Raw genomic sequence first — 13,274 nt, forward strand, 5'->3', positions numbered from 1 at the left:
TTGGTTCTTCCCAACCTCGCACGGAGTGGCGGGTCAGGAAAGGCCCGGAGGTTCTTTTCTGTACCCCGTGGCGGCCCCGGTGATCCCCGTCGCGGGGCAGCGGGTTCCGTCCGGGCGGCCCGGCCCGGACGGCTAGCATGGCCGCCGACGGCGAAGGGGAGTGGCGGAATGCGCGACGGGTGGATCCGGGCGTTCGTGGTGGCGGCGTTCGCCGAGGCCAGCTCGTGGGCGGCGCTGCTGGCCGGCATGGCGGTCAAGTACGGCCCGCCCGGCGACGAGATCGGCGTGAAGATCTTCGGCCCGATCCACGGCGCGCTGTTCGTGGTCTACGGCCTGCTGGCGCTCGTGGTGGCCCGGCGGCGCCGCTGGACGCTGGTGCAGACCGGGCTGGCCCTGGCCAGCGCGGTGCCACCGTTCGCCACCGTGCTGTTCGAGCGCTGGGCGAGCCGCCGGGGCCTGCTCGACGCGCCGGCTGTCGCGCAGCGGCCGCTCACCCCCGCCGGTCGCTGACCGCGGCGACGTCCTCCGCGAGGAAACCGGCCAGCACGTCGGTCAGCTCCCGCGGCGCCTCCTCGGCCATGTGGTGCCCGGACGGGATCGACGCGGTCCGCACGTCGTCCGCCCAGCCGCGCCAGATTTCGGCCGGGTCGCCGTAGAGGTCGACCATGTCGTCGCGCTCGGACCAGGCGAACAGCACCGGGCAGCCGATCCGGCGCCCGGCGGCCCGGTCCGCGTCGTCCGCCGCCCGGTCCGGCCCGAGCCCGGCCCGGTAGTCCTCGCACATGGCGTGCACCGTCGCCGGGTCGTGGATGGCCCGCCGGTAGTCGGCGTACGCCTGCTCGCCCATCTCCTCCGGTGATCCGCCGTACCAGGCGTCCGGGTCGGCGTTGATCACCCGCTCGGCCGGCTTGGCGAGCTGACCGAGGAAGAACCAGTGCCACCAGCGGGCGGCGAACCGGGCGTCGCAGCGGGCCAGCGCCTCACCGATCGGCACCCCGTCCAGCACGCCGAGGCGGCTCACCCGGTCCGGGTGGTCCAGGGCGGTCCGCATGGCCACGTACGCGCCGCGGTCGTGACCGATCACGGCGGCCCGGCGGTGGCCGAGCGCGTCGAGCAGCCCGACCACGTCGGCGGCCATCGCCCGTTTGGAGTAGACGGTGTGCTCCGGGTCGCTCGGCGGCTTCGACGAGCCGCCGTAACCGCGCAGGTCCGGGCAGATCACCGTGTGCCGCGAGGCGAGCCGCGGCGCCACCCGGTGCCAGGTCGCATGGGTACGCGGGTGCCCGTGCAGCAGCACGACCGGCGACCCGGAGCCGCCGTGGCGTACCCGCAGGCGGACCGTGCCGGTGTCGATCTCGGTGAGCGTGAATCCGGGGAACATGGCCGCAGCGGTGCCCACCACCGGCGACGGGGAAACCTAGGTCAGGGCCGAGCAGGCGGCCACGCCGACCAGCAGCACGGCGCCCAGCATCGCCTGGAGCAGCAGCGCCGGACCCAGGTGGGACCAGAGCGTCGCCGTACGCGGGGTGAGCAGTTGCCCGGTGGTCAGGTTGACGATCCGCTCGATCCGCGGCGGCAGGTCCTCGTCGCGCTGCGCCCGCAGCGTGAGCTGGACGTGGTCGCCGGGGTGCAGCGCGCTCTGCGGCAGGTGGCCGTGCATCTCGACTTCGACCAGCCGGCCGGTCGCGTCGCGCACCCGGACCGGGGTGACCAGGAACTCCGGCCCCTTCTTCAGCTCCTTGAAGCTGCGCCGGGCCCCGCCGCCGCTGCTGAGCAACGCGCGCACCACCTTCAGCAGCAGCCCCACCACCCCCGCGGCGGTGAGCACCGCGACCAGCGCGGGCTGCCCGACCCGGACCTCCCGGGCGTAACCCTCCATCAGCCGGACCAGACGCCCGGTGACGACGCGTTCCGTCGGGTGGACGGCGCGTCGGGTGTACAACTCCGTATCCATGTTCACCACCGAGAGTCCCGTTCCGTGCACAGATGGTATCGGCCCTTCGGGTTGAACGACGTGAATGAACGGTGGTCACGCCCGGGGAGCCGGCAGGTGAACTCCGCCGGGGCGCGGGTATGCGTGCGGCCGAGCCGGAAAGGGGTCGAGCATGCAGCTGTCCTTCCTGCGCCCGCTCTACGACCGTCCCGGGCCGTGGTGCTCGGTCTACATGGACGCCTCCCGCGACACCCAGGACGCGCGAGCGCAGGTCGACCTGCGCTGGCGGGCCCTCAAGGGCGACCTGCTGGGGCAGGGCGCCGACCCGGTCACCGTCGAGGCGGTGGAGGAGGTCGTCCGCCGGCACCAGCCGATGCCCGGCGACTACGGCATCGCGGTGTTCGCCAGCCGCGGCCGTGTGGTGCTCACCGAGTACCTGTCCGCGCCGCCGCTGCGCGACCTGGCGAGCTGGTCGGCGCTGCCGCACACCATGCCGCTCGTGGCCCAGCGCGGCGAGCAGGTGGCCTGGGTGCGGGTACTGGCCGACCGTACCGGCGCGGACGCGATGGCGGTCAGCGCCGGCGGGGTTCCGCGGCGGGCGCAGGTGCAGGGCGGGCAGAGCCGCCAGTTGCGCCGGGTGCAGCCGGGCGGCTGGTCCCAGTCCCGCTACCAGCGCGCCGCCGTGGAGGCGTGGCACCAGAACGCCGGTGACGCCGCAGCGGCCACCGCCGACCTGGCCGAGCGCGTCGGCGCGGACGTCGTCGTGGTGGCCGGGGACGTCCGGGCCACCGGCATGATCGCCGCCCAGCTCCCCGCGCGCTGGCAGGACGTGCTGGTGCGCACCGACGCGGGCGCCCGCGACGTGGGCGCGGACGACACGCTGATGGACGACATCACGGTGCAGACCGTCGCCGAGGTCGCCGACCGCCGGATCACCGCCGCGCTGGACCGCTTCGGCGTCCAGGAGGACGTCGGGGCCGGACTCGACGCCGTGGTCTCCGCGCTGCAACGCAACCAGGTCGACACGATGCTCATCGTGGACGACCCGTCGGCCGACGGCGAGCTGTGGGTGGGCCCCGAGCCGACCGAGATCGCCACCGACCCGGCGCAACTGGCCGGCATGTCGGTGGCCGACCCCCAGCGGGTACGCGCCGACGCGGCGCTGCTGCGCGCGCTGATCGGCACCGACGCGGACCTCACAGTGCTCGCGCCCGACGAGGCGCCGGAGCTGACCGACGGGGTCGGCGCGGTGCTGCGCTACGTCGACGGGAGCACCCCGGGGCGGGGTAATGGCTGAGCGCATAGTCGCCGACCTGGTGGTCGAACGCCTGCGGGCCTGGCGGGTGCCGCGGGTGTTCGGCTGCCCGGGCGCGGCGATCGCCCCGCTCGTGGGCGCGCTCGACGACGCGGGCGGGGATCCGGCGTTCGTCCCCGCCCGGCACGAGGAGACCGCCTCGTACATGGCCACCGGGCACGCGAAGTTCACCGGCGGCGTCGGGGTGTGCCTGGCGACCCAGGGGCCCAGCGCGGTGCAGCTGCTCAACGGGCTGTACGACGCCAAGCTCGACAGCAAGCCGGTGGTCGCGATCATCGGCGAGGACGTCACCGGCCCGCTCGGCGGCGCGCACGAGGAGATCGGGCTGAGCCGGCTGTTCGGCGACGTGTGCAACCAGTTCGTCCGCTACGGCCGCAGCCCGGAACAGGTGCCCGCGCTGCTGGACCAGGCGTTCCGTACCGCGGCGGCGACCCGCAGCCCGACCTGCGTGGTGCTGCCGCGGGCGTTGCAGGTCACCGCCGTACCGGATCTGCTGCCGCAGACCGCCGGGGTGGTCACCGCGACGCCCGGCGATCCGCTGGCCCGGGTGCTGCCGCACGACGCCGACCTGGACGCCGCCGCCTCGCTGCTCGGCAACGGGCGGCGGGTGGCGGTGCTCGTCGGTCAGGGCGCGCACGGCGCGGCCGAGGAGATCGTCGCGCTGGCCGACCGGCTCGGGGCGGGCGTGGCCACCTCGCTGCTGGGCAAGCCGGTGCTCGACGAGCGGCTGCCGTTCCACACCGGCGTGCTCGGCGAGGTCGGCACCACCGCCGCCGCGCAGCTCATGGGCTCCTGCGACACGCTGCTGATGATCGGCACCAACGATCCGTGGACCGACTGGTTCCCGCTGCCGGGCCAGGTGCGCACCATCCAGATCGACATCGACGGCCGGCGCATCGGCACCCGCTACCCGGTGGACGTGCCGCTGGTCGGCGACGCCGCCGAGACGCTGCGGGCGCTGCTGACCCGGGTGCCGGAGAATCCCCACCGCGAGTGGCGCGCCATGGTGGAGAAGATGGTGGACCGGTGGCGCGAGGCCGCCGCCGAGCGCGCCGCCACGCCCGCCGAGCCGGTCGACCCGCGGCTCGTGCTGCGCGAGCTGTCCACCCGGCTGCCCCGGCACGCCGGCGTCGCCGTCGACGTCGGTTCGGTCGTCTACTGGTACGCCCGGCACCTGCAACTGCCGCCGGGGGTGCAGGCGCGGCTGTGCGGCACGCTCGGCTCGATGGGCTGCGCCCTGCCGTACGCGGTCGCGGCCAAGCTGGCCCGCCCGGACGAGCCGGTGCTCGCGCTGCTCGGCGACGGTGCCATGCAGCTCAACGGCCTGGCCGAGCTGATCACTGTGGCGCATCACTGGACGGCCTGGCGCGATCCCCGGCTGATCGTGCTGGTGCTGAACAACAGGGACCGGTCCGGGGTCGGCGGCGGCCGGTCACCCGGGGAGCGGGGGCCCGAGGTGCCGTACGCCGGGTGGGCCCGCCTGCTCGGGCTGCACGGCGTCCGGGTGGACCGGCCGGACCTGGTCGGACCCGCGTGGGACGAGGTGCTGGCGGCCGACCGGCCCGCCGTCCTGGAGGCGGTGGTGGACCCGGCCGTGCCGCTGGACGCGCCCGAACCGGCGCTTGCGGACCTGCGCGGCCTGGTGGCCGACGGGGACGCCGCCCGCCGGGTGCGGGAGCGGGTGATCCAGACCGAGGCCATCGCGGCGGACGAAATCGTTTAGCGGCATTCGGGCGGGGCACCGCGACCGGGCGCAACCGTCCCGGGAGGTCACGTGTCCGTCGCCGCCGACAGTCGTCACGGCCCCGCCCCGCTGCCCGTGGCGCGCGGGCCGGTCTCCGCCGCGCTGCTGGCCGCGCTGCGCGAGGCGCCGGGCGAGTTGCCGGCCGGGCTGGGCGCGCACCTGGACGCGGTGGCCGCGCCGCTGACCGACGAGGACCTCCAGCTCACCCTGTTCCTCTGCTACGAGCTGCACTACCGGCGCTGGTCCGGCGTGGCCGAGGGGGGTCAGGTCGAGCGGTCGCCGCCGGCCCGGAAACCGGCCACCTTGTGCGTGCCGTCGCAGAACCGCTTGATCGCGCTCCTGCCGCACCGGCACAGCGCGACGGCGCCCCGGCGCGTCTCGATCGGCGTGCCCTCCGGCGTGACCAGCGCGAAGTCGCCGCGTACCAGCAGTGGTCCGTCCCGGTACGGGGTGATGGTCGCCGCCGGGGTGCTCTCGTCGTCGGGCATGCGCGGTGCAGTGCCCGTCCCGGTCCGGCCCAAACCCGCACCCGAGCGCTGTTGCGCCCGCGACGGCGGGCACGCGGCGCGACGGCGTACCTGGGTGTCGCGGGCGGTGCGGTTACCGGGCGGGCCTTGGTCCTCACCCGTGGGGAGATGCCCCGTTTAGACCCCAGAGGGACGGGAAGCCGGGCCGCGTGGTGAGCGAACGAGTCGAACGGACGCCGGTCAGCGGCGCGGGGCTGCCCGCGGAGCGGGTGGTGGCGGCGGGCAGCGCCGCCCGGATCCTGGTCGCCGCGACCGCCCGGGCGCTGCGCGGCGACGACTGCGGCGACCTCGGCCACCCGGGCGCGCTGTCCCGCCTCACCGGCGCACCCGAGCCGGTACGCCGCGCCGCCGCCGTCCGGGCCGCCGGGCGGGCGGCGCTCACCGCCGGCCAGATCGCCGCCGTGGACGCCGAGCGGGTGGCCGGGTGGTTCGCCGGGCAGTACCCGGACCGGCGCTGGCCCGGCGTGGTGCTCGGCTCGCCGCACGGCGCCGCCGCCCACCTCGCGGTGGCGCTGGGCGTCCCCTGGCTCCCGGCCGGGTTCGAACTGGCCGGGCGGTGGACCCGGGGGGCGGTGGACCGCCCGGACGCCGCGTACGCGCACGGCGCCACGCTGGCCGCCGGGCTGCTCGACGCCAACCCGCGCGTGCACGTACGCCAGGTGCACTGCCCGGCCAGCCGGGGCGCGGCAGCCGGCGCGGCGGTGACGTTCGCCGTGCGCTGGCGCACGCTGCCGGAGGCGTACGCGCGCTTCCTGGCCGACCGGCTGGAACCGGCCGCGCCGGTGCTGCTGCTGCACGACGCCCGCACCTGGCCGGTACGCGACGGCGGCGACGGGCACAGCTTCCAGGCCGGCTGCCCGGGCGGCGGCCTCGACCCGGTCGAGTTCCACCCGGACGCCCGCGCGCTGGGCCAGGTGCTGCGCGCGGCCGGCGGGGAGGAGACGCGCTGGACCGCGCCGGAGGTCACGGTGGCGGGCGCGTTCGCCGAACACGGTGTGGAGTCCGGTTTCGAGCACGACGCCCGCTCCTGGGGCGACCGGCACGGGCATCCGCTGCACCTGGTGGTCGTGCCGCAGCCGGACGCGCTGAGTGCGGTGACCGCCGACCTGTACCGGCGCTGGCTGCGGCGGGCCGGCAAGACCGGCAACCGGCTGGTGGTGGAGTGCGGCCGGCTGCTCGACCCGGCGCAGGTGCTGCGGGCCGGCCTGGTGCCCTACTGGTGCGAGAACGCGACCGCGCGCCGGGTCGCGGGCGTCGAGTGGTGGCTGGCCGGCAGCGAGCCGTTCAGCTCGGTGGACGTGCTGCCCGAGCCGCCCGGCCTGCGCTCGCCCGCGTACGCGGGACTGCCCCAGTGGCTGGCGGTGGCCGGCTTCGGGCACCGCCGGCGGGCCCTGGACCGAGGCGCCGCCCGCGGCTACCCCGTCGCCTCGGTGCCCACCCGACGTGCCACGGAGGTGTTGCGCAACCAGCCCTGCGACCTGCCCGCGCCGCCGCCGCTGCGGATGGCCGAGGCCCTCACCGCGCTGCGTGACGGGGGCGCACACCAGGGCCTGCTGGTCCGCTGAACCGCCGCCGGGACCGGGCTGCCGGCCAACCTGGCGAAACTTCCTCGCGATCCTGCGGTCCGTGATTGAGTACCTACGGAGCGGGAAGACCGCTCGCCGCGAAACGGCCCACGACGCCGTGCGGCGGGCAGCCACCGCTTTCGACGTATCCGTCACGTAACCCAACTTCCTCACCCGGTGCGTGGTCCGACCACGCGCACGACCGGTTCCGACCGGGCGGGGGCTCTTCGGCGAGGGGGCGCGGATGTTCGGACAGACCACCACACCCACACCACCGACCACCGACCGGGGTCTGGAGGACCTGGACGCGGCGGCGCTCGCGTACGCGGCCCGGATCGAGGGCCTGCCACCGGAGCGGCGGCAGGAGGCGCGGGACGACCTGGTCCGGTTCGCGCTGCCGTTCGCCGGCCGGCTCGCCCGCCGCTACCGCGGCCGCGGTGAGCCGCTGGAGGACCTGGAGCAGGTGGCCCGTCTCGGCCTGGTCAACGCGGTCGACAGATACGATCCGGAACGCGGTTCGTTCACCGCGTACGCGGCGATCACCATCGTCGGCGAGATCAAACGGCACTTCCGCGACCGCACCTGGGGCGTGCACGTGCCCCGCCGGCTGCGGGACCTGATCCTCGAGGTGGGACAGGCGACGGCGACGCTGACCAGCGAGTTGTCCCGCGCCCCCACAGTGGCGGAGCTGTCCGCCCGGCTGGAGACACCGGAGGAGGAGATCCTCGCCGCGCTGGAGTCGGCGGCCGGCTACAGCCCGGCCTCGCTGAACGCGCCGGTGGGCGGGGAGAGCTCGGCCGAGTTCGGCGACCTGGTCGGCGAGTCCGACCACGCGCTGGAGTCGGTGGACGACCGGGTCACCGTCAGCGGCCTGCTGCACCGGCTGCCCTGGCGGGAGCGCCGCATCCTGGCGATGCGCTTCTACGGCAACCAGACCCAGGCGGAGATCGCCGCCCGGTTCGGCATCTCGCAGATGCACGTGTCCCGGCTGCTGTCGCGGGCGCTGACCTGGCTGCGTCAGGCGATGCTCGCCGACGCGCCGCCGCCCTGGCAGAACGGCGCGGCCGAGGCCGAACCGGGCAAGGCGCGGATCTCGGTGAAGCAGAACGGCGACCGGGTGGTCGTCGAGGTCGGCGGCGAGGTGGACCGGGCCGGCGCGGACCAGTTGCGCCGGGCCGTGCTCCAGGCGGTCACCGGGCAACCCCGCGAGGTGGTGGTCGACCTGGTCGGCGCCGGTGGCTTCGACGCCGGCGGGATCGCCGCGCTGATGGCCGGCCGGGAGGCCGCCGCGCGTACCGGGGTGCCGCTGCGGCTGACCCGGGTGCAGCCGGCGGTGCGCCGCTCGCTCACCGCGGCCGGACTGCCGGCCGCCGACTGACCGGCCAGCACGTACGCGCCGGCTTCCCAGCACGGGAGCCGGCGCGAGGCGTACGACGAGAGGGCCGGCGCCCGACGGCGCCGGCCCTCGTCCGGTGTCTCAGTTCTCCGGGGTGTCCCCGTGCCCGCGCGGGTGCCGCCACCTGTCGTTGGGCTGCTCGTCGCGTTCGGCGTTGAGCGCGCTGCCCTCCGGCTCGTCGGTCTCCTCGAAGCTGGGCCGGCGCACCTCCTCCGGCTCCGGCACCTCCACCGGGCGCGCCCCGGACTGCGGAGCGGGCTGGTAGTCCACCGCCTCGGGCGCGCCGTACGCGCCGCCGGCCGACGGGGACTCCGGCACGTGCCGCTCGTGGTGCATCTCCTCGCGGAACGACTGCGGCGGCTTGGTGGTGCGCTGCGGCAGGTCGCGGCCCAGGTCGGAGACGAGCGGGCCGTACTTGAGGTCGAACGCCGGCCGCTCGGAGCGGATGCGCGGCATCCGGTCGAAGTTGCGCAGCGGCGGCGGGCAGGTGGTGGCCCACTCCAGCGAGTTGCCGAAACCCCACGGGTCGTCCACTGTGACCATCGCGCCGTACCGCCACGACTTCCAGACGTTCCAGATCACGAACAGGGTGGACGCGCCGAGCACGAACGAGCCGATGCTGGAGATGGTGTTCAGCGTGGTGAAGCCGTCGCCGGGCAGGTAGTCGGCGTACCGGCGGGGCATGCCCTCGCTGCCCAGCCAGTGCTGCACCAGGAAGGTGGCGTGGAAGCCGATGAACATGGTCCAGAAGTGCATCTTGCCCAGCCGCTCGTCCAGCAGCCGCCCGGTCATCTTCGGGAACCAGAAGTAGAGACCGCCGAACGCGGCGAACACGATGGTCCCGAACATGACGTAGTGGAAGTGCGCCACCACGAAGTAGCTGTCGGTCACGTGGAAGTCGACCGGCGGGCTGGCCAGCAGCACCCCGGTCAGGCCGCCGAGCAGGAACGTCACCAGGAAGCCGATGGCGAACAGCATCGGCGTCTCGAACGTGAGCTGTCCCTTCCACATGGTGCCGATCCAGTTGAAGAACTTCACCCCCGTGGGCACCGCGATCAGGTAGCTCAGGATGCTGAAGAACGGCAGCAGCACCTGCCCGGTGGCGAACATGTGGTGCGCCCAGACCGTCATGGACAGCACAGTGATGGCGACGGTGGCCAGCACCAGGCCGGTGTAGCCGAAGATCGGCTTGCGGGCGAACACCGGGATGATCTCGGTGATGATGCCGAAGAACGGCAGCGCGATGATGTAGACCTCGGGATGGCCGAAGAACCAGAACAGGTGCTGCCAGAGCATCGGCCCGGCGGTCGCCGGGTCGTAGACGTGCGAGTGCAGCAGCCGGTCCGAGGCGAGCGCCATCAGCGCCGCGGCCAGCAGTGGGAACACGAAGATCACCAGGACGCTGGTGAGCAGTGCGTTCCAGGTGAAGATCGGCATCCGGAACATGGTCATGCCCGGCGCGCGCAGCGTCACGATGGTGGTGATCAGGTTGACCGCGCCGAGGATCGTGCCCAGGCCGGACACGGCCAGGCCGACCACCCACAGGTTCCCGCCGACGCCGGGGGAGTGCTGCGCGGTGCTCAACGGCGTGTACGCGGTCCAGCCGAAGTCCGCCGCGCCGCCCGGGGTGGCGAACCCGCCCACGACCATCAGCGCGCCCAGGAAGTAGAGCCAGTACGCGAACGCGTTCAGCCGGGGGAACGCCACGTCGGCGGCGCCGATCTGCAGCGGCACCAGGTAGTTGGCGAACCCGAAGAACAGCGGGGTGGCGAACAGCAGCAGCATCACCGTGCCGTGCATGGTGAACATCTGGTTGTACTGCTCGGGGGAGACGATCTGCATCCCCGGCCGGGCCAGCTCCGCCCGGATGATCAACGCCATGATCCCGCCGACGATGAAGTACCCGAACGACGTGACCAGGTAGAGCAGGCCGATCTGCTTGGCGTCGGTGGTGCGCAGCAACCGCCACAGCGCGTTGCCCCTCACCGCCTCCCGTACGGGCCCGGGGAATCCCCCGAACCGGGCCGGCGCCAGGATCGCGGGCCCCCGGTCTCGTGCCGGTTCCGTGACTACCCGCTTGGGCATGGCATCTCACCCCGTGTGACGACAGACAGGACGGGCGGGCGTACCCGGCCCTCTGCCCATGTAACCAGGCGAGAGCGGAGAATTCGGTCAATTAGCCGGGAGCATGGCCCAGACGACCTTGCCGGCGCCGACCGGGGTGCTGCCCCAGCGCTGGGTCAGCTCCCGTACCAGCATCAGCCCGCGGCCGCCCTCGGCACGCGGATCGCGGCTGCTCGCGGCGCGGGCGTCGGCCGGGCTGCCGTCCATCACCGCCACCCGCAGGTACGGCCGGCGCAGCGTCAGCGTCACCTGCATCGGGGTGCCGGCGTGCCGCACCACGTTGCCCACCAGCTCGCTGAGCACCAGCGAGGCCGGGCCCGCCAGCTCCGGCACGTTCCACCTGCCGCAGGCCTCGGTGACCAGTTCCCGGGCCCGCCGGCAGGCGCCGGCGACCGGCTCCAGCCGTGCCCGCAGCCGGGGCGCTGCCGACGCGCCGGCCAGCGCGGTCGCCTCGGCGCAGTCCCGGCGCACCGGCACCACCCGGCAGGCGGTGGTCTCGTTCAGCCACGCCGCCGTCTCGGCGCAGGGAGCGGCGAGGACCATCGGCACCGCCGGCCAGTCGGCCGCGCGCCGCGCGGCGGCGGCGAAGACGGACAGGGCCAGCGGCTCGCCGACCTCGATCTCCTCCAGGTCGACCACCAGGGCGTCCGGCTGCGCGGCGAGGCACCTGTCGAGCACCTCGTGCACCGCGCGCATCGTCCCCAGGTCGAGCGCTCCGGCCAGCCGTACGACAGTGACCGGCGACTCGTCGCGGACCTCGCACCTGATCCGGGTCACCATCGCCGCCTCGTTTCCTTCTCGTCGGGGAGGGTCGCCCTCGTCCGGAGGGTCGCCCTCGTCCGGAGGGTCGCCCCGGCCGGGGCGGTCGCCGCCTCCCGCAGCCGGAGGACTACGGAGGTACCCGGGCCCCGGACCGGCGAAACCGGGCATCGGGCCCGCCGGGGCGCAGGTCAGCGGCGGTCCCCGCGCCGCGCCGCGAGCAGCCCCAGCGCCAGCATGGCGGCGCCCAGCAGCAGGTGCAGCCACGAGTCGGCGCGGTTGACCGCGAGCGCGTTCGCCGCGTCGCGCCTGTCGACAGCCAGCCCGTAGAGCCACAGCGCCAGGTAGACCGCGCCGGCGCCGACCAGGAACGCGCGGGCCCCGGCGACGGTACGGGCCAGCACCAGCCCGGCCACGCCGAGCACCAGGTGCACCAGGTTGTGCACCACCGAGACCTGGAACACACCGAACAACCGGGCGCCGGAACCCGGCCCGGCGAAGCGCAGATCCGCGAAGTGGCTGGTGACGCCCGGCACGAAACCCAGCGCGCCGAGCAGCAGCAGGAGTACGGCGAACCCGGAGGCGATCCGGCGCACCGGCGCCCGCCCGTCGGCCGGGTTGCGCCGCGCCCGGGAGTGCGCCATCGAGTTCGTCACGCCGGCCTCCTCGCCACCGCGGGAAGCGCCGGTTTCCCGCGGCCGGCGGGGGCAAACGCCGGCCCGGCCGCGCGGGCGGCCGGGCCGGTGCGGCTCAGGCGGGCTGCAGCGGCTGCGTCACGCCCGCCCGGACCCGGTCGTACAGCTCCACGTACCGCTGTGCCATCCGCGCCGGGGTGAACCGCCGGGCCGCCTCCCGCCGGCACTCGGCCGGCTCCAGCCCGGCGGCGGCGAGCACCAGGTCACCCAGCTCCTCCTCGTCGCCGGTGAGCAGGCCGGTGCGGCCGTGCTCGATCAGCTCCGGCAGGCAGCCCCGGCCGGTGGCGACCACCGGCGTGCCGAGCGACAGCGACTCGACCACCGCCGTGCCGCCCGGTTCCTCCCAGCGCAGCGGGAACAGCGACGCCCGTGCCGAGGCGACCAGGTCGTCGCGCTCCCGCCCGGCCACCGTGCCGACCCAGCGCACCCGGTCGCCGTCGACGTACGGCGCCACCTGGTCGTAGAAGAAACGGACGTCCGGGTTCTGCCGGGCCTCGTCGCCGGCCGCGGCGAGATCCTCCGGCCGGTGGTACGGGCCGACCGGCCCGGCCAGAACCAGCCGGAAGCCGGTCTCCTGCGCCAGCCGGGCGCCCACGTCCTGCCCCTTGCCCGGGTTGATCCGGCCGAGGATCACCACGTGGTCGCCCTCGGCCACCGGCGCGTGCCGGTCCGCGTCCACAGCGAGCGGTGTGGACAGGTGCACGTGCCCCACCGAGTGCGCGCGCAGCGCCTCCGGAGCGCGCGCCAGCTGCGACGCGGACACGCCGTTGACCCGTACCCGGTCGCCGCCGTCGAGGTTGCCGTACAGCTCCGGGTGCTTGGCCAGGTCCCAGTGCAGCGTGTGCAGCACCGGCGGGGCGTCCGGGCCCATCGCGGCGAGCGTGGCCAGCCCGACCGCCTCCACGTGGTCGTGCACCAGGTCGATGTCGTCGCGGGCGTGCAGCGCCCGCACCACCCCGGACAGGTGCGCCTGGGAGACGCCGCAGACCTGGTTGTACGGCCGCTGCAACGCGTGGAACTGGCCGTCCGAGAAGACCGCGATCCGCTCGTCCACAGGCAGGGTGCTGCTCTCCACCGAGGCGAGCACCACCCGTACGCCCAGGCGGCGCAGCTCCGGCACCAGCGTGGCGATCACGTTCTCGATGCCGCCGTATCCCGGCGGCGGCACGGACAGCCACGGCCCGGCGTTCATCAGCACGGTGAGCGTCATGCGCTG

12 protein-coding genes are annotated in these 13,274 nt (G+C 74.7%); 5 read left to right on the forward strand and 7 right to left on the reverse strand.

The genetic code is table 11. The features are described from left to right. Positions 1-168: 168 nt before the first annotated feature. Positions 169-510: a DUF3817 domain-containing protein gene (locus O7622_RS18040; protein ID WP_282309333.1), complete on the forward strand. Its 342-nt coding sequence runs from the start codon at positions 169-171 to the stop codon at positions 508-510. On the opposite strand, the gene O7622_RS18045 is transcribed toward O7622_RS18040, so the two are convergent. Further along, the gene (locus O7622_RS18045) at positions 491-1,381 is read right to left on the reverse strand and encodes an alpha/beta hydrolase (RefSeq protein WP_282309334.1); all 891 of its coding nucleotides are present in this window, start codon (positions 1,379-1,381) and stop codon (positions 491-493) included. The two genes, O7622_RS18040 and O7622_RS18045, sit on opposite strands and share 20 nt — an antisense overlap. A gap of 36 nt (positions 1,382-1,417) precedes the next feature. Continuing rightward, positions 1,418-1,963 (reverse strand): hypothetical protein, encoded by a 546-nt coding sequence (locus O7622_RS18050; protein WP_282309335.1) that lies wholly within the window; start codon positions 1,961-1,963, stop codon positions 1,418-1,420. A 142-nt stretch (positions 1,964-2,105) separates the two neighbouring features. Between O7622_RS18050 and O7622_RS18055 the strand changes: the two genes are divergently transcribed. Continuing rightward, complete coding sequence (locus O7622_RS18055; protein ID WP_282309336.1) at positions 2,106-3,230, forward strand: Vms1/Ankzf1 family peptidyl-tRNA hydrolase; 1,125 nt, start codon at positions 2,106-2,108, stop codon at positions 3,228-3,230. Beyond that, positions 3,223-4,971, forward strand: coding sequence for a thiamine pyrophosphate-binding protein (locus tag O7622_RS18060; protein WP_282309337.1), 1,749 nt, complete (start codon positions 3,223-3,225; stop codon positions 4,969-4,971). The genes O7622_RS18055 and O7622_RS18060 overlap by 8 nt, the downstream gene beginning before the upstream one ends. A 284-nt stretch (positions 4,972-5,255) precedes the next feature. Here the strand turns inward: O7622_RS18060 and O7622_RS18065 are convergent, their stop codons facing one another. Continuing rightward, positions 5,256-5,480 (reverse strand): CDGSH iron-sulfur domain-containing protein, encoded by a 225-nt coding sequence (locus O7622_RS18065; protein ID WP_282309338.1) that lies wholly within the window; start codon positions 5,478-5,480, stop codon positions 5,256-5,258. Positions 5,481-5,668: 188 nt separating this feature from the next. On the opposite strand from O7622_RS18065, the gene O7622_RS18070 reads away from it, so the two are divergent. Both O7622_RS18070 and O7622_RS18075 read left to right on the forward strand, forming a co-directional pair. Then, complete coding sequence (locus O7622_RS18070) at positions 5,669-7,084, forward strand: hypothetical protein (RefSeq protein WP_282309339.1); 1,416 nt, start codon at positions 5,669-5,671, stop codon at positions 7,082-7,084. 244 nt (positions 7,085-7,328) lie between these two features. Further along, entirely contained in the window at positions 7,329-8,462 is a 1,134-nt protein-coding gene (locus tag O7622_RS18075; protein ID WP_282309340.1) for a SigB/SigF/SigG family RNA polymerase sigma factor, read from the forward strand. Between the two features lie 99 nt (positions 8,463-8,561). Here O7622_RS18075 and ctaD read toward each other — a convergent pair whose 3' ends face one another. The 4 genes from ctaD to O7622_RS18095 form a co-directional block, all read right to left on the reverse strand. Next, a complete protein-coding gene (gene ctaD / locus O7622_RS18080) occupies positions 8,562-10,565 on the reverse strand; it encodes a cytochrome c oxidase subunit I (RefSeq protein ID WP_282309341.1) in 2,004 nt (667 codons plus the stop codon). Positions 10,566-10,652: 87 nt separating this feature from the next. Beyond that, positions 10,653-11,384 (reverse strand): ATP-binding protein, encoded by a 732-nt coding sequence (locus O7622_RS18085; protein ID WP_282309342.1) that lies wholly within the window; start codon positions 11,382-11,384, stop codon positions 10,653-10,655. Positions 11,385-11,554: 170 nt separating this feature from the next. After that, a complete protein-coding gene (locus O7622_RS18090) occupies positions 11,555-12,007 on the reverse strand; it encodes a DUF4383 domain-containing protein (RefSeq protein WP_282314171.1) in 453 nt (150 codons plus the stop codon). Positions 12,008-12,113: 106 nt separating this feature from the next. Beyond that, complete coding sequence (locus tag O7622_RS18095; protein WP_282309343.1) at positions 12,114-13,268, reverse strand: glycosyltransferase; 1,155 nt, start codon at positions 13,266-13,268, stop codon at positions 12,114-12,116. Between the last annotated feature and the right edge of the window lie 6 nt (positions 13,269-13,274).

Origin of the sequence: Micromonospora sp. WMMD1076 (assembly GCF_029581475.1) — a bacterium.
GTDB lineage: Bacteria > Actinomycetota > Actinomycetes > Mycobacteriales > Micromonosporaceae > Micromonospora > Micromonospora aurantiaca.